22 protein-coding genes are annotated in these 18,617 nt (G+C 59.5%); 13 read left to right on the forward strand and 9 right to left on the reverse strand.

Translation table 11 applies throughout. From position 1 onward, the window contains the following. Positions 1-73 precede the first annotated feature (73 nt). The 4 genes from JKL45_RS26915 to JKL45_RS26930 all read right to left on the reverse strand — a co-directional run bounded on the left by JKL45_RS26915 (position 74) and on the right by JKL45_RS26930 (position 3,303). Positions 74-487 carry a DsbA family protein gene (locus JKL45_RS26915; protein WP_201864877.1) on the reverse strand — a complete coding sequence of 138 codons (414 nt, stop codon included), beginning with the start codon at positions 485-487 and terminating at the stop codon, positions 74-76. 198 nt (positions 488-685) lie between these two features. Continuing rightward, positions 686-2,395: a sensor histidine kinase gene (locus JKL45_RS26920; protein WP_201864878.1), complete on the reverse strand. Its 1,710-nt coding sequence runs from the start codon at positions 2,393-2,395 to the stop codon at positions 686-688. Positions 2,396-2,776: 381 nt separating this feature from the next. Next, positions 2,777-2,980, reverse strand: a complete 204-nt coding sequence (locus tag JKL45_RS30960) for an HAD hydrolase-like protein (RefSeq protein WP_376771083.1) — start codon at positions 2,978-2,980, stop codon at positions 2,777-2,779. Between the two features lie 17 nt (positions 2,981-2,997). Continuing rightward, positions 2,998-3,303: an HAD hydrolase-like protein gene (locus JKL45_RS26930; RefSeq protein WP_512699592.1), complete on the reverse strand. Its 306-nt coding sequence runs from the start codon at positions 3,301-3,303 to the stop codon at positions 2,998-3,000. Positions 3,304-3,571: 268 nt separating this feature from the next. Between JKL45_RS26930 and JKL45_RS26935 the strand changes: the two genes are divergently transcribed. After that, the gene (locus tag JKL45_RS26935; protein ID WP_201864881.1) at positions 3,572-3,937 is read left to right on the forward strand and encodes a GlsB/YeaQ/YmgE family stress response membrane protein; all 366 of its coding nucleotides are present in this window, start codon (positions 3,572-3,574) and stop codon (positions 3,935-3,937) included. A gap of 76 nt (positions 3,938-4,013) precedes the next feature. Then, positions 4,014-4,340: a hypothetical protein gene (locus tag JKL45_RS26940; protein ID WP_201864882.1), complete on the forward strand. Its 327-nt coding sequence runs from the start codon at positions 4,014-4,016 to the stop codon at positions 4,338-4,340. Between the two features lie 59 nt (positions 4,341-4,399). Here JKL45_RS26940 and JKL45_RS26945 read toward each other — a convergent pair whose 3' ends face one another. Further along, positions 4,400-4,900: a thermonuclease family protein gene (locus tag JKL45_RS26945; protein ID WP_246499016.1), complete on the reverse strand. Its 501-nt coding sequence runs from the start codon at positions 4,898-4,900 to the stop codon at positions 4,400-4,402. A 105-nt stretch (positions 4,901-5,005) separates the two neighbouring features. Here JKL45_RS26945 and JKL45_RS30585 point away from each other — a divergent pair, with 105 nt between their 5' ends. The 4 genes from JKL45_RS30585 (at position 5,006) to JKL45_RS26960 (ending at position 7,123) form a co-directional block, all read left to right on the forward strand. Continuing rightward, positions 5,006-5,140 carry a hypothetical protein gene (locus JKL45_RS30585; protein WP_281401823.1) on the forward strand — a complete coding sequence of 45 codons (135 nt, stop codon included), beginning with the start codon at positions 5,006-5,008 and terminating at the stop codon, positions 5,138-5,140. 223 nt (positions 5,141-5,363) lie between these two features. Further along, positions 5,364-6,062 carry an IS6 family transposase gene (locus JKL45_RS26950; protein ID WP_201864884.1) on the forward strand — a complete coding sequence of 233 codons (699 nt, stop codon included), beginning with the start codon at positions 5,364-5,366 and terminating at the stop codon, positions 6,060-6,062. Between the two features lie 93 nt (positions 6,063-6,155). Beyond that, positions 6,156-6,788: a hypothetical protein gene (locus tag JKL45_RS26955; RefSeq protein ID WP_201864885.1), complete on the forward strand. Its 633-nt coding sequence runs from the start codon at positions 6,156-6,158 to the stop codon at positions 6,786-6,788. Between the two features lie 122 nt (positions 6,789-6,910). Then, positions 6,911-7,123 (forward strand): hypothetical protein, encoded by a 213-nt coding sequence (locus tag JKL45_RS26960; RefSeq protein ID WP_376771084.1) that lies wholly within the window; start codon positions 6,911-6,913, stop codon positions 7,121-7,123. 192 nt (positions 7,124-7,315) lie between these two features. On the opposite strand, the gene JKL45_RS26965 is transcribed toward JKL45_RS26960, so the two are convergent. From JKL45_RS26965 to JKL45_RS26975, 3 genes are read right to left on the reverse strand one after another with little or no spacing between them, the layout of a single operon-like run. Further along, on the reverse strand, positions 7,316-8,620 hold the full coding sequence (locus JKL45_RS26965) for a TRAP transporter large permease (RefSeq protein ID WP_201864886.1): 1,305 nt from the start codon (positions 8,618-8,620) through the stop codon (positions 7,316-7,318). Positions 8,621-8,629: 9 nt separating this feature from the next. Beyond that, positions 8,630-9,151, reverse strand: coding sequence for a TRAP transporter small permease (locus tag JKL45_RS26970; protein ID WP_201864887.1), 522 nt, complete (start codon positions 9,149-9,151; stop codon positions 8,630-8,632). Between the two features lie 53 nt (positions 9,152-9,204). Then, a complete protein-coding gene (locus JKL45_RS26975) occupies positions 9,205-10,194 on the reverse strand; it encodes a TRAP transporter substrate-binding protein (protein WP_201864888.1) in 990 nt (329 codons plus the stop codon). Positions 10,195-10,404: 210 nt separating this feature from the next. Here JKL45_RS26975 and JKL45_RS26980 point away from each other — a divergent pair, with 210 nt between their 5' ends. The 6 genes from JKL45_RS26980 to JKL45_RS27005 all read left to right on the forward strand — a co-directional run bounded on the left by JKL45_RS26980 (position 10,405) and on the right by JKL45_RS27005 (position 17,466). Beyond that, positions 10,405-11,292 (forward strand): LysR family transcriptional regulator, encoded by an 888-nt coding sequence (locus JKL45_RS26980; RefSeq protein WP_201864889.1) that lies wholly within the window; start codon positions 10,405-10,407, stop codon positions 11,290-11,292. Between the two features lie 143 nt (positions 11,293-11,435). After that, a complete protein-coding gene (locus JKL45_RS26985; protein ID WP_201864890.1) occupies positions 11,436-13,559 on the forward strand; it encodes a hydantoinase/oxoprolinase family protein in 2,124 nt (707 codons plus the stop codon). Then, positions 13,552-15,261: a hydantoinase B/oxoprolinase family protein gene (locus tag JKL45_RS26990; RefSeq protein WP_201864891.1), complete on the forward strand. Its 1,710-nt coding sequence runs from the start codon at positions 13,552-13,554 to the stop codon at positions 15,259-15,261. The genes JKL45_RS26985 and JKL45_RS26990 overlap by 8 nt, the downstream gene beginning before the upstream one ends. Before the next feature lie 40 nt (positions 15,262-15,301). Further along, the gene (locus JKL45_RS26995) at positions 15,302-16,066 is read left to right on the forward strand and encodes an HpcH/HpaI aldolase family protein (RefSeq protein ID WP_201864892.1); all 765 of its coding nucleotides are present in this window, start codon (positions 15,302-15,304) and stop codon (positions 16,064-16,066) included. Between the two features lie 750 nt (positions 16,067-16,816). Then, a complete protein-coding gene (locus tag JKL45_RS27000) occupies positions 16,817-17,017 on the forward strand; it encodes a hypothetical protein (RefSeq protein ID WP_201864893.1) in 201 nt (66 codons plus the stop codon). Between the two features lie 200 nt (positions 17,018-17,217). Then, positions 17,218-17,466: a hypothetical protein gene (locus tag JKL45_RS27005; RefSeq protein ID WP_201864894.1), complete on the forward strand. Its 249-nt coding sequence runs from the start codon at positions 17,218-17,220 to the stop codon at positions 17,464-17,466. A 396-nt stretch (positions 17,467-17,862) separates the two neighbouring features. On the opposite strand, the gene JKL45_RS27010 is transcribed toward JKL45_RS27005, so the two are convergent. Beyond that, complete coding sequence (locus tag JKL45_RS27010; RefSeq protein WP_201864895.1) at positions 17,863-18,099, reverse strand: hypothetical protein; 237 nt, start codon at positions 18,097-18,099, stop codon at positions 17,863-17,865. A gap of 247 nt (positions 18,100-18,346) precedes the next feature. Here JKL45_RS27010 and JKL45_RS27015 point away from each other — a divergent pair, with 247 nt between their 5' ends. Then, a complete protein-coding gene (locus tag JKL45_RS27015; protein WP_201864896.1) occupies positions 18,347-18,487 on the forward strand; it encodes a hypothetical protein in 141 nt (46 codons plus the stop codon). The last annotated feature ends 130 nt before the right edge of the window (positions 18,488-18,617 follow it).

An 18,617-nucleotide genomic window follows, 5' to 3' on the forward strand; every position in this document is an offset into this window, starting at 1 on the left:
TGCTCACGTCGCGCCACACGGCGTATCACCTGCCGGGGCTCTAACGGCGGCTGGATGAAACTTCAGTGGCAGGTCAGGCCTCTTTGCCGAGGGAGGTAAGAATCTTATTCAGACTCTCCTCGGCTCCGAGGGGCTGGCCGTCAAACCATGCTCGAAAACTTGTTTTGGTGTACTCCCGACCCCAGCCTTGGCTGAAAGCGACGATCCCGACCCGGTTTGCCAACTGGTCCGGATCGGTCGGCCAGATCGGCGGTTTCTCGAATGGGATACTATGCAGCCGGGAGCGTCGTTCAACGTCGCGGAAGATATAGTCCATCTTGGTCAGCTGAGTTCGGAGTGAATATCCCTTCTCTGTCATAAGATCCCGGACACTAAAGGGTCTCCAGCGGACCTCGACACCAGCCTCTTCAGCCAGTTTGTCGATCCGCATGACTGAGAGATAAGCGTAGCAGCTTCCAAAGAAGTAGAAGAAATCCATCTGAGGCATTGCGGTCCTCCGCAAGTAGGAGGGTAGGTTTAACCCTGTCGTCCCCAGATTACCTCGCCATTATCGGTGCCGCAGCAGTGTTAAGCCAAACTACTCCGGATGACCTCACGGGACCATCCCAGCAATGAGCCAGGACACAAGGGCAAACCTCACGAATGTTTAAAGTGGAGGCTGGGCCATAGTCATCTGCGGTCAGCGTCAAACACCGGCCAATGTTGTAGCTCTCGCGGCCTCCGATCCGGTCGAATCTAGGCCAGTGTCGGCATCGTCCAATGGGATTGCAAGCACTGCTTGGAGGCCATCCCCGTAGTAGGTCATGTCAACCGTACCCTGAAGCTCCACAACAATTGTCTGATGGATCAAGCGGGAGCCGAACCCCTTGCGTGACGGTGGCACGATAGGGTCCTTGCAACTCTCCCGCCATTCGAACCTCAGAATGCCGTCCGATACGAACCACCTGATCTTGATGCTCCCTGCCTCGGACTGAAGGGCTCCATGTTTCAAGGCATTGGTCGCCATCTCATGGATGGCCATTCCAAGTGCGATAGCCACTTTACTCGTGAGGGAGACGGAAGGGCCGTTCACCGACAGGCGTGATCCACTCTGAAAAGGCTCTAGCTCCTTCCTCAGCAACTCGCGCAACTCTACTCCGGACCATGCCGAGTCTGTGAGCAGATTGTGGGTCGTGGACAGGGCGAGCAGGCGGGCGGAAAAGGCTTGCTCGAAGGCAGCCATGTCATGCGAGTTCCTGATCGTCATCCGGCTGATTGCCTGGACGGTGGCGAGGGTGTTCTTTACCCGATGATTCAGTTCCTGAATAAGGGTGGTTTGCTGGTCCTGCCGCTTGCGAAGAATCTGTGCTGTATCCCGCATGATCTCAGCAACATCGTTTATCTCGTCCAACGACGTGCGGGGAAAATCGATCACCCTCATGTCGCGCATGGCCGCTGCTTTGACCTGTAAGACCTTGATTGCCCTAGTGATCCGTTGTCCCATGAGGGAGGCGAGGGCAAAGGCCAGTAACAGAGACATAAGGAGCAGCGTTAGGCCGATAGTGATGATGTTCCGGCGTGGTGCCTCATAGATCTCTGGCAGGGCCGAGACACCGATCAACCAGCCGGTGCTCTCCATTCGATGGTACGCGCCAACGACCTTAATCCCCTCAAGAGTATAGATATCCTTCCAGAGACCGCCCTGGCCGGGTGGCACGTCTTTTGTGATCTCCCACCCTTTTTGCGCCATCGGTTTGCCGACCGATTGATCATGAGCCTTGGACCGGGCCAGGATTTTTCCGTTGCGATCATTGATTGCGGCAATCCATCCTGGCGGCACGTCGTCTAGGATCTTGCTAAAATAGGTGGCTGGAACGCCCGTGGTGATCGCATACCTGACTTTGCCTGTGACGGCAGGCACTCGAACCGGAACCGAGAGCGTGACGGCCCACTGGTTGGTAACCGGTGCCCAAATCAGATCCGATGTATAAGGACGCCCCTCGGTGAATATCACCCGGTCACCGCGACCGACAAACGCAGGCAGTCGCGCTCCACGAGGTGTCCTCGTGTTCAGCAGTTGTTGGCCGTTCTCATCCCGGATCGTGAACCACACATCTGGTGGAAAGTTGGTCTGCTCAAGCCGGGACCGGAAGTCGTCCATGTCGCCTTCGAGCAGCATAGGGCTGACAGACAATACATCCAGGCTGGCCTGGAAGGCTGCAAGGCGGTTGTCGATCTGCGAAACGACGGACTGGGCCTGCCGTTCGGCTAAGCCGTCGATGCGGTGCTCCTCCTGGCGCAAGTACGCCCATCCGACGAAGCCACTTACAAGCATGATCGGAAGGGTGAGCGCCAGAGCAAACAGAAACAGGTGCCCGGTGATCGAACGGGTTCGCCGTATAAAAAACCGGCTCATCGAAAGTCCACGCCGTATTCTCCAAGGGCGAAGGTCTGATTTTATCGAATATCACGAACAGTTCAGACGTTGTTACAGCGACTTCTATCAGCAAAACGGGTTCATGGGAGAGATGATGAGGGTCTCGAACTGAGACGAGTTGTCAGGGGTAGCAGGGCATCCAACGACAACTGCGTGATGGCTGTTGGAAGTCTATAATTATAACATAACAATTATCTCACGAAATCCAGAGCCCATTCCAAGGGGCAGAGCCACCGCTCGACTATACGCAAAATAGTTTTATGAGGATGGATAACGCCGGGACGTTGGGTGAGAACGTGGGGAGGCTCTGGAGACGATAGCGCTACTTGACCAACACAGACCAAGGCCAAACGGTACGGATCAAACCCTGATGAGATCCTGAACTGTATTGACGAGATCATCTGGTGAGGAGCACAAGACGGTTGCCCCAGCCGCCGTGAGTTCATCCTCCGAGCCATACCCCCACAACGCCCCCACTCCTGGAATTGCGTGCCGCGCGGCAGCCAGCATGTCGTTCGCACGGTCCCCTACCATGATCATCCTGCTCGGATCGATCTGCTCCACGCCGATGATGTGCTCGATCAGCAGGCCCTTGTCGTCGAACTTGCCTTCCAGGTCGGCCCCATAAGCCCCTCGAACACATGACCGAGATCGAAATGTTCGATGATCTTTTCTGCAAACCCTTGTGGCTTGGCGGCGCAGACGAACAGGCGAGCCGGGAAAGCGTAAAGGCTGGTGAGGCCATCCCGCATGCCAGGGTAAACCGCACCGTTGAACAGCCCATTCTTCTCATAATGCGTGCGGTAGAAGCGAACTGCCTCCTCCACGTCCTGGTCGGGTCTGATCAGCTTCGGAAATGAGCGTCGGGAGGGCGGACCAACGACCAGATCAGGTCTTCAACCGGTGGGCATTCTACTCCCATGCACCGCAAAGCATGCTGATAGGAGTCGATGATTCCTGGCGCGGAATTGACGATGGTGCCGTCAAGGTCAACCAAGATCGCGTACATAGTGGCTCCTGAGGGGAAGTAATAGAGCAACAGATGATACCTTCGACCGGCATGTCGCACGTTCGTGAGGAGAAGGCTGTCTCAAATTTCGTTTGGGGCTTCTGTCCACTCTGGATGAAGATGGTGCAGCCATCCATATTGGGAAAATGGCGAAGAACTCGAAAAGCAGGGCGGATCACAAGCAAACTAAGCGTCAGTCGGGAGCACCGGCTGGTTTTCGGTCGCCAATCCGCCTCAGCCTCGATCACGAGGCGCTGGCCGCATTGGACAAGCGTGCCATTGCTGCCCAAGTTGGGATCGGTGTTGCGGCAGGCTGGCTGGCGAGTTGGCTTGTCGGTGGGTCAGGTCTTCTCCAGTACATCGTCACCGGTCTCGCAGGCTCGCTCATCGGCGGCTTTCTTCTGGAGCGCTTGGGGATCGATCTGGGTATCCGCAATCAGACGGCGAGCCGCATCGTCACCGCAACAATCGGGGCGGTGGTTGTGGTTCTCTTAGCGCGCTTGATCCACTGAAGTGCCATCAACCCCCGACACAAGGCGCACCGTGGCTTCCATTGCGCAGCCGATCAAACGACGAGAACATGCTTGGATGACCGATCCTCATCAGCAGATTGCCGACCTTGAAGCTGAGATCGACACCTTGTCCGATGCGGCAGAGCAATGCCGGAAGAGCATGATCCTAGCGCGGCTTGCGGCTGGGGCTGGCGTCCTGCTGTTCGGAGCCGCCCTCCTGGGCTTGATCCGACCAGATCCAGTCATCCTCGTTATATCGATTGCGGCCACACTCGCCGGGATAGGCTTCTTCGGATCGAGCCGGGGGTCCCTGGAACACCTCACCGGGAAGATTCGAGAGACTGAAACGCGTCGAGCCGAGATGATCGATGGAATGGACCTCCAGCCAGTCCAGGAACGCTGACGGGCGCTGAAAGTTACCCTCGACGGGCAGAGATGGTGCAGCGGCCTGTGAGCTTGGAGCTATCGTTGCCCTCGCCGCCACTCCGAGGGTGGGATAAACCTACCCGCCCATAGCCCTGCACGGGCACGTTGAGCCGCTAATTCATCCGGGACGTACTCCGGGCTGTATTCCCGATAAGCCACTGCCCACCCTTCACGGACCATCCAGCGGTTCATGTCGATCCCTCTGGCACGGCAGACAGCGACCACCCGACCATACCGATCCGTGTCGCGTCGCTCACAGGAGACGTTCGCCCGACCAATCCAGTCGGCCAAGGCAAAAGCTGCCCGTTGCCCGCAGCGATAATCCTGACCTCTCGCGTCCTGGCATCTCTGGCTACTCTCGGGAGCATCGATCCCGTGCAAGCGGATGCGCGTCCCGGCGATCTCAATGGTGTCCCCATCGATGACCGTCGCTTGGCCTTTGATTGGCTGTGCCAAGGCAGGAAGCGCAACGAGGAAAAGGAAAACGAACAATGGTGAGCGCAAGGGGAGTTCCAGGAGAGGACGAGTAAGAGGCATATATATCTGGGTCACTCTAATCTTGCACGGTTCGAAGAAAATAGTTGCGCCTAATAGGGCTGTGGTACGCTTTCCTAACAGAACCAATGCAGGATAGCTGTATGGTTGGACGGCGACAGCTTTATCATCTCGACGGGTGGGCAGGCGATCTCGCTGCGCACATCGACATTCTCGATCCTGGATATTTCGGCCACCTCATGCGCCTGCGACCAGGGCTTCGCCAAGTCGCCCTCGCGGTGATGGCAGTCCAAGTCCAACCTGATTTACCGGAACTGTCAGCCGTTGGTTGCAATTCCGCAACCGAAGGCAGTTCAACTTCAAAACTGAAGGAGATGGCCAAAGCCATCCGTACTCAGAGCCCCCGACGCCTGCTCAGCGAGGCATACGGCTCCTGCCCACAGGGGGGACTGTTGCATTAACCTTGGCGGTATAGGGAGGGGCGGCTATGTAAGGAGCCGTCCTGTTGTCTCTGTTCAAGCGCCGTCGCTTTCCCGTTGAGATCATTCTGCTGTGCGTGCGCTGGTACTGCAAGTACGGGATCAGCTACCGCGATCTGGCCGAGATGATGCAGGAGCGAGGGATCAACGTCGACCCGTCCACCATCTTCCGCTGGGTTCGACGCTACGCGCCACAGATCCAGAAACGGGTGCGTCAGTATCAGGGACAGCGGTCCGGATCATGGCGCGTGGACGAGACATACGTGCGGGTTGGCGGGCGCTGGAAGTATCTTTTCAGAGCGGTGGACAAGCATGGGCAGTTGATCGACTTCATGCTCTCAGACCGCCGCAACGCCCGAGCTGCTTATCGCTTCTTGCGCAAAGCCATCAAGATGATGGGTGACTATCCTCCCTTCTCGATCACGACCGATAGACTGGCCTCCTACCCGAAGGCGATCCGACGGTTGCAAAGCGAGGGGCTGCTGTTGAAAGATGTCGAGCACCGGACCTCGAAATACCTCAACAATGTCATTGAAGCAGATCACGGCGCGCTCAAGCGTGTGATCCGGCCGACCCGGGGCTTCCAGAGGATGAAGACAGCCGCCGCAACTCTGAGAGGCTTTGAGGTCATGCGCATGATCCGTCGTGGCCATTGCATCCTGCCGCAGGCCGGTCTGACAGGCGAAATCCGTCTCGTGAACCAGCTCTTCGGTCTCTCCGTGTGAAGAAAGCTTTCGGATGGGTTCGTTATGCCCTTTCCAAGTTACTGCAACGGAGCCCCAGCGAATGGGCTTGTAGTTCTTGCCCTTGAGCTTGGCTTGACCCCAGATGGACTCGAGGTAGCGCGCATCCCCGAGGATGATGCCGTCCAGCTTGGCAGCCTGGTTGATGTCGACGCTTTGCTGCTTGCCCTTGAGCCGTTGCGTGTCCCTCATGGACATCCTGGTGATGAAGGTCACAACGAGGCTGGGAGAACCCTCGACCTCGTAGGAGTTGAACAGACGCAGGCCGTCAGGTCTCTCGTCTATCAGCCGCTCGACGAAGGCGAAGCCATTGTTCTCCGCATGCATCCGGATGTCCGCGAGGGTGGTCTCGCCATATCTGAAGCCAGGAAAGTCGGCGGGCTTGCCATCCGGCCGGCCGCCCCAGGTCTCCTCAGCATAGGCGATCCGGCCGTTGCCAGGATCCGTGGCGAGCGCGAGTTTGTTCCCGTCCGGCAGCCTCCACCTGACCTCCTCGTGGGGCCCTGCGACAACTCTGGAGGTTGGCTTGCCCGCGAACTGCGATGCCGTGGTGATTTCCTCCCCGATGCGGATGCCGTTCAGGGTCTGAGCCTGTGTTCCGGCCGTCAGGGCAAGAAAGCCAAAGGCGGGGAGAGCGCGCCGCGCTACAATGGAGGTGAAGAAGCTCATGATGGTTATCGGTTATGGGGACCGACAACCTACCTTTGACAGGACGATCGTCAACAGGGCCGGGCATTTGCCGAGCCATGGTTGCAGAAGGATCACAGCTTCGACTACCAGTCGGCGCTTGATGGAGCATTTATACGGACGGCGAATGGAATGCGGACGCCGTGGCGGATGTGGGCGATCCGGCCAAGCTGCCGGTTCCGGTCGACATCAGCCTGAGCGCCGATGATCGGACGCTGTTCGTCGACGCCTTCATGGACGGCATGACCCGGGTCTTCGACGTCTCCGACCCGCACAAGCCAAAGCAGATCTACGGGTCTTGGCACCGTCGGGAGCGGGAGCCATCCACCCCATCGTGGAAGCAGTTCTTGTTCTGACCCCAAGAAGCACGCGGTGCCGGGTTCACCTCACCAGAGCTGAGCTGAGTTTCTCAGCCACAATCGTACGGTTGGCACATGAGCACTCATTACATTGCCGGACGGGCGCGAGCTAGCGCTGGAGCTTAGACTTCTCTGTTAGCAGCCTGAGCTGTGGCCGACGCTTCCAAATCCTTTTCATCTTCGATGAAGTCAGCCGGTCATCATCTTTGGCAGCGCTGTTACGATCTCCGGAAAAATGGTGATCAGGACGAGCAGTAGCATCAACACGCAGAAATACGGGATTGCTGCCTTCGTCACAGCCAGAATGTCCTTGCCGGTGATGCTCTGGAGCACAAAGAGATTGAAGCCGACCGGCGGGGTAATCTGTGCAGCCTCAATGAGGACGACCACGAAGATGCCGAACCAGAGCAGGTCAATCCCTGCTGCCTGCACCATCGGCAGCATAACCGAAGAAGTCAGCACGATGATCGAGATGCCCTCGAGGAAACAGCCCAGGATCAGCATGAATACGGCAAGGACCGCGAGTAGAGCGTAGGGCGAGAGGTGCATTGCATTGACCCAGGCCGCAAGCGAACGCGGGATGTCAACAAAGGCGACCGCGATCGTTAGGCAGGCGGCGCAGGCAATGATGAAGGAGATCATGCAGGAGGTCCGCATGGCGGCCATGAGGCTCTCCATGAAGGTCTCGCGCGTGAGCCCTCCGCCGATGGCGGCAAGGATAAGCGCTCCGACGACGCCAATGGTTGCTGCTTCGGTCGGTGTCGCGAAGCCACCGTAGATCGAGCCGACGACTGACCCAATCAGCAGGGCAACGGGGATTAGGCGCCGTGAGCGATAGATCTTCTCGAGCAATGGTACCGGCGGGTCCGCGGGCGGCATCTTGCCTGGATTCAACAAGCTCCAGATTGCAGTGTAGCCCATGAACAGCAACATCAGCAGCAGTCCGGGCAGGACGCCGGCGATAAACAGCCGCGCGATCGAGACCTCGGCCGTCACCCCATAGACGATCATGATAATCGACGGGGGGATCAGCAGGCCGAGTGTTCCGGAGCCTGCGAGCGTGCCGATCGTCATGTTAAGCGGGTAGCGCCGGGCCTCAAGCTCCGGCACGCTGATCCGGCCGATCGTGGCACAGGTCACTGCGGAGGAGCCCGCGACCGCCGCCATGATGCCGCAGCCGAGCACGTTGACGTGAAGCAGCCGGCCCGGCAGCCGCGAGACCCAGGGCGCAAGCCCCTGAAACATGTCGGCTGAAAGCTTCGAGCGAAACAGGATCTCGCCCATCCAAATGAAGAGAGGCAACGAGGTGAGTGCCCAACCCCAACTAGAATCCCAGAGCGTCGAGGCGATGAGCGAGCCCATCGGGGCGGTGGTAAACAGACCCATCAGAACCATGCCGACCGTCAGAAGGGAGAGCGCAACCCAGACGCCGCTCGCCAGTAGCAAGAGCAACGAGCCGGCGAGAACCAACGAGGCAGTAATTATCGAATCCATCACGGGTTCCTATGCCACGGGTTTGTCGAGGGCGATCTCGTCGGGAGCCTCGTAGCGGACGGCGCCGCCGCTGAGCAGCCAGAGCAATTCGTCAATGAGCGCGATCGCGAAGGCCGTCACGCCCACGGCGACCCCGGTCTGCGGAATCCAGAACGGCATCGCAAGCAGTCCCGGACTGACGTCGTTGAACTCATACGATTGCAGAGCGAGCTCGCTGACGTGCCAGGCTAGGAACGAGACCACGACAGCACCGAGCAGGCAATTGAAGATCTCGATGGGCCGTTGCAACCGAACTGGGAGTCGGCCGACAATCAAATTAATACGGACATGCGAGCCGCGCCTGAAAGTGTGAGCGAGGCCGAAGAAGGTGGAAGCTGCTAGGCAGAGCCCAGCCGCTTCCGTGGCATCCAGCGTCACGCCGCGCATGCGAGCGACGATCTGAGAGATGATCGCAACCGCGATCCCCACCATGAAGGCGGCGGCTAGATAGCCGCACACCTCATAGAATTTGTTCAGAACCGCGCGTATCACCTGTTCCCCCGCTGCCTAGAGCTTGTATGATATGCTGCTGTACGAAAGCGGGTTTACTTGAGGCTCTTCTGGTAGTTCTCGTAGACGGCCTTCTCCTCCGGGGTCGCTGCGGCGAGCCATTCCTGCACCATGCCCTTGCCCGCGACCTCAATCGCGTCGAGGATATCCTTGGGCGCCTGGGCGATCGTCATGCCATGGCTCTTGAGGACATTCTCACGCTCTTCGCTCGCCTTCTTAGCAAGCTCCCACCCGCGCTTGGTCGCGGCCTCGCCGGCCTCGAGGACGACTTTCTGCGTCGCCGCGTCGAGCTGGCGGAAAGCGCGCTCGTTGACGAGGATCGCGTTCTTGTTGTGCATCGTACCGGTATAGGTAAAGTGTTTGACGTAGTCCCAAACTTGCACATCCGTGCCGGTCTGAGCGCTGGTCCAGAGCGACTGGATCATGCCGGTCGAGAACGCCTGCGGAACCTCGGCGAAGGGAAGGATCAGGGCTTCCATGCCGAGCTTCTCGCCCATGATCTGAGTCTGCTTGGAATAAATGCGCAGCTTCTGGCCCTTGAGATCGGCAAGGCCCTTCAGCGGCTCCTTGGTGTAGAACCCTTGGCCCGGCCAGGCGACATAGGTGATCGCGCGCAGACCGTTCTTCTTGAACATTTCATCGAAGAAGGGGCGCTGTGCATCGGTCAGCTTGGTGGCCTGGTCGAAGGTGGTGGCGACACCGGGGATGTTGTCGAGATTGTACATCGCGCCTTCGTTGCCATAGACGCCGAGGCGAATCTCACCGATCTGGACCTGGCCGGACTGGACAGCGCGCTTGACTGCGTCGAGCTTGATCAGACTGTCGTTGGATCGCAGGTCGATCTTGAGCTTGCCGCCACTCTTCTCTTCGATCTCCTTGATCAACTGCCGGATGTTCTGCGTAAAGAAGCTGCTCTCCGGGTAGCCGGAAGCCATCGTCCAGTTGGTCTGGGCCGAGGCTGGCAGCGTGAGCCCGAAACTCAGGGCAAGGACGGCGGAAGCAAACAGAGCTCTACGGTTCATCATTCCCTCGTTGGTTGCCCTGCACTGAATATAGGTTTGCGCAGGTTCTCGAAGCCGGACGCCCGACGAGCTGTGACCGACCTGCGACAATGCAATCCGAACTTCCGATAAAATCCAATTGAATTTTTTGGTTTTTGCGATAGATTTTATTTATACCCAGGTGAAGCGGCTCAAAAAAGTATGCTGCGCTGCGGCGCTCTGGAGGGGCGCGCGATGCCGAACTGGACTCTAAAGCAACTTGAGAGCTTCGCTTGGGTCGCGAAACTCGGCAGCTTCAGAGGGGCCGCCGAACGACTCAATACCACGCAGCCCAATATCTCGGTGCGCATCGCGCAACTCGAGGACACGTTGGGTGTAAAGCTCTTCTACCGCGACTCCGGCTCGGTTGCTCTGACACCGATCGGGCACTCGCTGCTGACGCACGCCGAGAAAGTCTTGCTGGCTTCGGATGAGTTCTCGCAGCACTCTATCCGTTCCGATCAGCAGGCCGGCGTCCTGAGGCTGGGGGTCGCCGAACTGATCGCGCAGACCTGGCTGCGTGACTACCTGCTCGATCTACGTCAGGTTTTCCCGAACGTCGATATCGAACTGAGGGTTGATCTGACCATCAACCTACGTGAGGAGTTGGTCTCGCGGTCGCTCGATTTATGCCTTTTGAACGGACCGATCTCGAACTTCAACATTACCAATATCGATCTCGGCTCCGTGCCCTATTTGTGGGTGGCCTCGCCGCGTCTTGCGCTCGCCGGTCCAGATATCGCGACGATGGCATCGCATACAATTCTGACCCATGCACGCAATACCCGCCACTTCGTTGAGCTCTCGGCGCATTTCCGCGATAGCTGGGAAGGGCCGATACGGATCGTGCCGTCGAGCAGCTTGGCAGCCTCGCTGCAGATGGCTCTTGACGGTCTCGGAATTGCGCCGATGTCGCGGACGCTGGTGCGGAAACACCTTGAATCCGGCGAGCTTGTAGAAGTCCCTTATCCGTGGAAGCCCAGCGCTCTGATTTTCACGGCGTCATATGCCCATACGCCAGCTAGCTTCTTGCTCCGGCGTGCGGCCGAACTCGCGGGCGAAAGGGCCACCCGGCATCACTGAACCAATACGCGATGATCACGCGCAGGCAGTGGAATGGGGATTTGATAAATTTTCTCTATCAAATAACATATAAAATAATAATTCGACGACATAGGCTAGCCGTCCTTATCTTGACCCAATCAGGCAACGGAGGCGCAAGAGCCATGTCCATTATTGGAGCCCGTCTGGGCGTCGACATCGGAGGAACCTTCACGGATGTCGTGCTTGAACAGGCGGGGCACCGCTGGTCAACTAAGGTGCTGACAACCTATTCTGCGCCCGAGGACGCGATCATTGAGGGAATGCAACAGGTCTGCGCCAAGTCCAGCATTCCGGTGTCCGCCATCGGGCAGATCATCCATGGCACGACGCTGGCGACTAACGCTCTGATCGAACGGCGCGGCGCCAAGACGGCGCTGATCACTACGGAAGGCTTCCGCGACGTCATCGAGATGCGAACGGAAAGCCGTTTCGAGCAGTACGACCTCAATCTGACGCTGCCGGAACCGTTGCTGCCACGAAATCGCCGCTACACCGTTAAGGAGCGGATGGATGCCCGCGGCCGGGTCCTGATTCCGCTGGAGCGAGCCGCGATCGAGGAACTGGCAGATGAGTTGCGCGAGGCCGGCTACGAGAGCATCGCGGTCGGGTTGCTCCACTCCTATGTCAACGACGCGCATGAGCGACTAATCCTTGACGTGCTGACCGAGCGGCTACCCGGAGCAATGGTCTCGCTTTCATCGGAAGTCTCGCCGCAGATGCGGGAATATGAGCGCTTCAACACCACGATCGCCAACGCCTACATCAAGCCGCTGATGAAGAGCTATCTCGTCCGGCTGAAAGGGCGGCTGGCAGCGGCTGGCGCAGCCTGCCCGATCTTCCTGATGCATTCAGGCGGCGGTATCATCTCGTTGGAGAGCGCCTCAGAGTTCCCGGTGCGCCTCGTCGAGTCCGGCCCAGCCGGCGGAGCCGTCTTCGCCGCCGACATCGCGGCGCGGCACGGACTCCAGAAAGTTCTGTCATTCGATATGGGCGGCACCACCGCGAAGATCTGCTTGATCAAGAACTACACACCGAAGACCGCGCGGGTCTTCGAAGTTGCCCGAACCTATCGCTTCAAGAAGGGGTCGGGCATGCCGATTTCGATCCCGGTAATCGACATGGTCGAGATCGGTGCCGGCGGCGGCAGTCTAGCCCATGTCGACTCGATGAATCAGATCCGCGTCGGGCCGGAAAGCGCCGGCTCGGAGCCCGGCCCTGCCTGCTATGGCCACGGCGGCGAGCGCCCGGCCGTGACCGATGCCGACGTCATCCTCGGCAAAATCGACCCGCAGAATTTTGCGGCGGGCACGATTCCGCTCTTCGCGGATCGGTCAGCCGCAGCGCTGGAGCGCGAGATCGGCGGTAAGCTCGGCATGGACGCCCAGGAAAGCGCCTGGGGTGTGGCCGAGGTTGTCGACGAGAACATGGCCAATGCCGCCCGCGTCCATGCCGTCGAGAACGGCGAGGACCTGTCAGAATATACGATGATTGCCTTTGGAGGCGCCGCCCCGCTTCATGCCGGCCGACTCTGCGAAAAGCTCGGTATCGCGCGCTGCCTCGTGCCGCCCGGCGCCGGCGTCGGCTCCGCGATCGGCTTCCTGCGCGCGCCATTCAGCTTCGAAGCCAATCGCACGCTGTTCATGCGGCTGGCACAGTTCGACACGTCGCGTGTCACCAAGCTCTTCGATGAGATGGAAGAGGAGGCGACGCGGGTCGTCCGGTCCTGCGGTTGGGCTGGCGAGATCCGGGCCGAATACAAGATCTATATGCGCTATGCCGGTCAGGGCTGGGAGATCCCGGTGACGCTGACGCTGGAGGAGGCTCGCGCCGCCGATCCCGCCGTCATTCTGCAGCGCTTCGAGCACGAATACGCCAATCTCTTCGGCCGTACGGTGAAGGGACTCGCCGCCGAGATCACGGTCTGGTCGGTCAACGCCCACACACCACAGGCCGCGATCACCCCGGTCGCTCCCGTCTCCGAAATGCGGGAAGCGCAGGCCGAGGACAGGCGTTCAGTCTTCGATGCAGGATTGGGCCGCCGCGTCGAGGCCGAGGCTCATAGTCGTACCTCCTTGACGGCCGGCAGCCGAATCAACGGCCCCGGGATTGTCACCGAGGACGAGACAACCATCGTCCTGCCCTCGACCCGCTTCGCCGTCACGCTGAACGACGGTTGCATCGACATCCGTCTCATCGAAGCCGCAACTGCCTCCGTCGCCGTGCGGAAGGAGCCCGCCCATGTCTGATATCTCCAAGGTTGCCTATCAGGTCATGTGGAACCGCCTGATCTCGGTCGTCGAGGAACAGGCACAGGCGCTGATCCGCACCTCCTTCTCGACCTCGGTGCGCGAGGCTGGCGACCTCTCGGCCGGTCTCTACAACGAGAACGGCGAGATGTTGGCGCAGGCGGTGACCGGCACGCCCGGCCACGTCAATGCCATGGCCGATGCCGTCGCCCACTTCATTCGCCGGATCGGGCGCGAGAACATCGCCGAGGGAGATGTCTACATCACCAACAACCCTTGGGAGGGAACTGGCCACCTGCACGACATCACCGTCGTCAGCCCCTCCTTCCATCGCGGACGTCATGTCGGCTTCTTCGCCTGCACAGCCCATATCGTCGATATCGGTGGGCGCGGCTTCGGTGCTGATGCCAACTCGGTGTATGAGGAAGGCCTTCATATCCCGATTATGAAGTTTGTCGATCGTGGCACGGTGAACGAGACGTTGGTCGCAATTATTCGTGGCAATGTCCGCGAGCCAGACCAGTTGGTCGGCGACATCTACGCGCTCGCGACCTGCAACGAGATCGGTCATCGCCGCCTGATCGACATGATGGTCGAGTTCAAGCTCGCCGATCTTGCTGGCATCTCCGACTTCATCCTGACGAATTCCCGCAAGGCGACGCTCGACAAGATCGCGGCGCTACCACGTGGCCAGGCCGAGGGCCACATGCGGATCGACGGCTACAGTCGGCCAATCGACCTCTGTGTGAAGATCTCGATCGAGCCGGACGGCGTGCTCTGCGACTGGGCTGGCACTTCCGGCGTCGACAAGAACGGCATCAACGTGCCGCTGGTCTATACGAAAGCCTATACCTGCTATGCGTTGAAATGCGCGATCGCACCGGAAATCCCGAACAATGCCGCCTCGCTGGAGCCCTTCCGCATCACTGCTCCCGAGAACTCGATCGTCAATGCGGTCTGGCCAGCCCCAGTCGCGCTGCGCCACATCATCGGTCACATGGTGCCGGACACAATCTATGACGCGCTCGACAAGCTCCTGCCCGATCTTGTGCCGGCTGAGGGCGCCGGTAGCCTCTGCAACTTCCAAGTTTCGTTGCGACCACGCAGTGACGGCCCGCCGCCGGCCGATCCCGTGCGCGCCGAGGTGCTGACCTTCAACTCCGGCGGCTCGGGCGCGCGGCCTGCGCTTGACGGCATGAACGCGACCGCCTTCCCCTCGGGCGTGATGACGATGCCGGTCGAGGCGACCGAGCAGGTCGGTCCAGTCATCGTCTGGCGCAAGGAACTCCGGCCGGATTCCGGCGGCAATGGCCGGCATCGCGGCGGCCTCGGCCAGCACATGGAGGTCGGCGCCTGGGAGGGCTACGAATTCGACATCCAGGCGATGTTCGACCGCGTGCATCATCCCGCTCGTGGTCGGCGCGGCGGTGGCGGCGGCGCGCCGACGACGATCGCGCTCGACGACGGCACTGCTATGAAGGGCAAAGGCAAGCAGTTCGTGCCCCATGGCCGTAAAGTTGTTATGGCCTTCCCGGGCGGGGCGGGATACGGCGCGCCCGCTGAGCGGACCGAGAGCAGCGTGGAGCGCGATTTGGCTCTGGGCTACATCTCGGCCGAGGTCGCCCGAGCCGATTATGGTCTACCCGAGGAACGCGTGGCCACTGTGCTGACGACGGCCCGCCGCGGCGAGTTACCTCGCTAAGTTTCGGCGCACGATAATCTGCCGGATGGAGAGCAAGCTGATGGAACTGCCCACGAACAGATTTCTTGCGTCGATACGAGGCGGCCAACCCCAGATTGGGCTCTGGCTCAGCCTCTCCTCCGCCTTTACCACGGAAGCCGTCGCAGGCTCTGGTTTCGACTGGCTGCTGATCGATACGGAGCATTCTCCCAACGACCTGAACTCGGTAATGGCGCAGCTGCAGGTTCTCGCCGCCCACCCGGTCACGCCGATTGTGCGCCCGGCTTCGAACGACGCTGTGCTGGTCAAGCGACTGCTCGATGTCGGGGCGCCCGGACTGCTATTTCCTATGGTGCAGACCCCGGCACACGCGGAGGCTGCGGTCGCTGCGTCCAGATATCCGCCACATGGTATTCGAGGCGTCAGTGGCTGCACGCGCGCTAATGCGTTCGGCCGCATGACCGACTACTTCAGTCGGATCGGCGACGAAACCGCGGTCATCGTTCAGGTCGAGACGCTCGCAGCGGTCGAGCAGTCGCTGGAGATCGGTCGTGTCGCCGGCGTTGACGGCGTGTTCTTTGGGCCGGCCGATATCGCAGCGGATATCGGTCTCCTGGGAAAGCCCATGGATCCTGCAGTTTGGGAGGTGATCCGACCTGCAGCGCACAAGCTGATCAAGTCGGGCGTTCCGGTCGGTACGTTAGTCTTCGATCCGGCGTTTGCACAGAGTCTTTTAGGGGAGGGGTTCTCCTTCGTGGCGTGCGGGTCCGACGCAGTTCTTCTGGCCCGTGGAGCAGACGGGTTAATCGCCAGAATGAGGGCTTGATCTGATGAGGCGCTAAGCACTTGTCTGGAGCGGGGCAGCCTGCCACCGACAGGATAACGACGCGCTATTGCCCGATGACGATGGAAAGGCGGCAATGGGGTAGCGGAGCGAGAGCCGCGCGCCCCATAAATGGCTATTCGCGACGTCGAACCAGAACTGGAAAGGACAGGTCTTGGCACGAGGCAGACGAAAGCCGGACTTCCGTAGTCATGGGGTAAGCTGACCTTCATAAGGCCGCGCCCAACGGCTCAGTTTGACGCTGGCTGTTCTCTAATTCCGGGTTCTCTAATTCCGGGTTTGGGGTCAAGCTCTCTATGCACATCCTTGCCGGGTCCAGGGTTCTGTCCGCGGTAAGGACAGGCCGTCACTCCACTAACATCCTAACCGGACCAACCCGGTGGGGGCGGATCAGCCGCCCGATCCATGCCATAAGCCTGCTCTGCCGCTGCTACGAGAGTCGGCCAGAACTCGTCATCCGATGACAGTTATTCGGCAGCGACGAAGAAGCGACGAAGATTGCCTGCAGCCGCGGCGGAAGGATCCGTTAGCCTCGCGCGGCTCCGATTGGACTGCGCCTCTCCAAACAATGGGCAATGCCTAAGCCATAGGAGCACTTTGGAGCGCTTACCGGAGCCGCTACTCTATGTCTGCAGCCACTCATGGCCTGATCTGCGGGACCGCCTAGTCACGCCGGCGTCGCCTCTTCGGCTGTAGGGTATCAACATGGGCTCGGATTGGAGGTTATAGGCCATGCCTTATCCCCGTCATGACCAAGCGGCGGAGTACCGGCGGCAGGCGCAGGAGATCCGGACCAAGGTCCAAAAGCTCTCGATCGACGAGGCACGCGAGCAACTCCTTGGGACAGCCGCGCGCCTTGAGACGCTGGCGGAGGAGGAGGAACGCAAGGAGCAGGCCAACAACTCTACGCCGAGGCCTCAGCCAGATGCATAGTTTCGGCGGCCGGTCTGCGAAAGCCCTACCTCAACCGCAAAAGACGACAAGCGGACTGCCAATTTACAGCAACCACTGATGGAATTGTGCTGGTTGTATGTTCCGCAGAGGCGTATAACAGATCATCGCCGGCTTGATTGATCCAAGCACGACGGCTGAGAGAGGCGCGTGCTCCCGCCGGCAAGGCTTAGGAGCTTCCTATGGCCCATTTTTATGATACCTGCCCAGGACCTATTGAGGGTCTCTATCTGCCTCCGATCGCTTGGGAGGTGCTGGCGAGAGAGAATATCCGGACCATAGACCAGCTCAGGGCAAATACGCACCAGCTTGAGCAGTTCAATGGCATTGGACCAGAAATGGCACGGATGATCAGACTCACACTGGCCTATACCGCCCCATTGGAGGCGCAGGCAGCGAGCACAATGCAGTATGACTCGTGGAGCGCGTAATTTTGATAGGGCGCCGTTTCGAATGAAAGTAGAAGGTTGCGAGAGCAAAGAAAAAGCGCCCGTCCGAAGAGAGCGCTTGAGGTGTCGGACCCGTAGGGGCAAAGAATGGACCCGATTGATCATCATCTACTCTGATCAGGCGCCCTTTGTCACTGCTCACGATGAGGGATATGTGCGGTGTTCCGACACTGGGTGGTCCTGAATTAGGGATTTGTACTTATTGCATACCTCGGACTAGGTAGATATGTAGGCTTCGCCGTAGGGGCAAATACGGTTCAAAGGGTCGCGAACACGGTCACAAGACTGGGCGCGGTCCTTTTTCATGGGCGCTCTGGCGCAGTCAAAATCCGCACGTGAAAACCTGCCGCCCGGTTTCGCGTAGGCCCCAGTATGGGATTAGAGATCCTGCGCTCGGTCTTGCGGGTTCGCCTCCAGGATCAACTGTCGATGGGCGTGCCAATGCCCAAGGATCTGCTCCAGATTGCAGAGCAGGTTCTGGGCCAAGGCCGTGTCGAGGGACTCCTCTCTCATCCACTTGATCAGGGCAATCTGCTCCGCCACGTGCCGTTCGCCTTCGGCGATGTCCCGGTCAATCCTGGCAAGTACGTCGCATTTGTTCAGTGTCTTAGACATGGCGGTATGCCGAGCTGGGGCCAATGTCAGACTGCTGCTGATTATGCGCCTGATCGCACGCGGGAGCCACGTAATTCGCATCCCCCAGGTGCCCTGGCACACCTCACCTATCGGGTTGCAAGCTCATCATCTGGCGGTCTTGGTTGGAACCCTTCTGAGGACTGGCTCAATGCTTGCCTCCAACCTTCACCTGCGGGTCCACTGGCCCAGGGATCGCGGTCGACAGCCGCAAGAGTTCCCTCGCGTCATGGTGGTCCTGGTGATCGTCCTCGCCTTTATGAATATCTCGGCCACAGTGCTGATGGCTGGAAGCTGGGTCAGCATCAGCAACGGTCTGTCTGAGCTTGAAAGAAGCATGCAGGACCGCCTAACCGAAACCGTCAACTGAGCACGATGTGGCACCCAAGTTGAGATGTCACTGCTCGCGTGAAGTATCTCTACCGGTCACGTCCGTCAATGAGTGTAAATTCGGGTGCGGTTTGAGGTGGCCATTGGTCAGCTCGCCTGTGGGGTGATTG

The organism is Microvirga soli, assembly GCF_016734765.1.
In the GTDB taxonomy this organism is placed as follows: domain Bacteria; phylum Pseudomonadota; class Alphaproteobacteria; order Rhizobiales; family Beijerinckiaceae; genus Microvirga; species Microvirga soli.

Coding starts and splice junctions, on each gene's coding strand:
- JKL45_RS26985 (WP_201864890.1), top strand. CDS start 11,436: ATGTCCATTATTGGAGCCCGTCTGGGCGTCGACATCGGAGGAACCTTC.
- JKL45_RS27005 (WP_201864894.1), top strand. CDS start 17,218: ATGGCCCATTTTTATGATACCTGCCCAGGACCTATTGAGGGTCTCTAT.
- JKL45_RS27000 (WP_201864893.1), top strand. CDS start 16,817: ATGCCTTATCCCCGTCATGACCAAGCGGCGGAGTACCGGCGGCAGGCG.
- JKL45_RS26975 (WP_201864888.1), bottom strand. CDS start 10,194: ATGATGAACCGTAGAGCTCTGTTTGCTTCCGCCGTCCTTGCCCTGAGT.
- JKL45_RS26945 (WP_246499016.1), bottom strand. CDS start 4,900: ATGCCTCTTACTCGTCCTCTCCTGGAACTCCCCTTGCGCTCACCATTG.
- JKL45_RS26990 (WP_201864891.1), top strand. CDS start 13,552: ATGTCTGATATCTCCAAGGTTGCCTATCAGGTCATGTGGAACCGCCTG.
- JKL45_RS26965 (WP_201864886.1), bottom strand. CDS start 8,620: ATGGATTCGATAATTACTGCCTCGTTGGTTCTCGCCGGCTCGTTGCTC.
- JKL45_RS27015 (WP_201864896.1), top strand. CDS start 18,347: ATGGTGGTCCTGGTGATCGTCCTCGCCTTTATGAATATCTCGGCCACA.
- JKL45_RS26915 (WP_201864877.1), bottom strand. CDS start 487: ATGCCTCAGATGGATTTCTTCTACTTCTTTGGAAGCTGCTACGCTTAT.
- JKL45_RS26920 (WP_201864878.1), bottom strand. CDS start 2,395: ATGAGCCGGTTTTTTATACGGCGAACCCGTTCGATCACCGGGCACCTG.
- JKL45_RS26940 (WP_201864882.1), top strand. CDS start 4,014: ATGACCGATCCTCATCAGCAGATTGCCGACCTTGAAGCTGAGATCGAC.
- JKL45_RS26995 (WP_201864892.1), top strand. CDS start 15,302: ATGGAACTGCCCACGAACAGATTTCTTGCGTCGATACGAGGCGGCCAA.
- JKL45_RS26980 (WP_201864889.1), top strand. CDS start 10,405: ATGCCGAACTGGACTCTAAAGCAACTTGAGAGCTTCGCTTGGGTCGCG.
- JKL45_RS26935 (WP_201864881.1), top strand. CDS start 3,572: ATGGCGAAGAACTCGAAAAGCAGGGCGGATCACAAGCAAACTAAGCGT.
- JKL45_RS27010 (WP_201864895.1), bottom strand. CDS start 18,099: ATGTCTAAGACACTGAACAAATGCGACGTACTTGCCAGGATTGACCGG.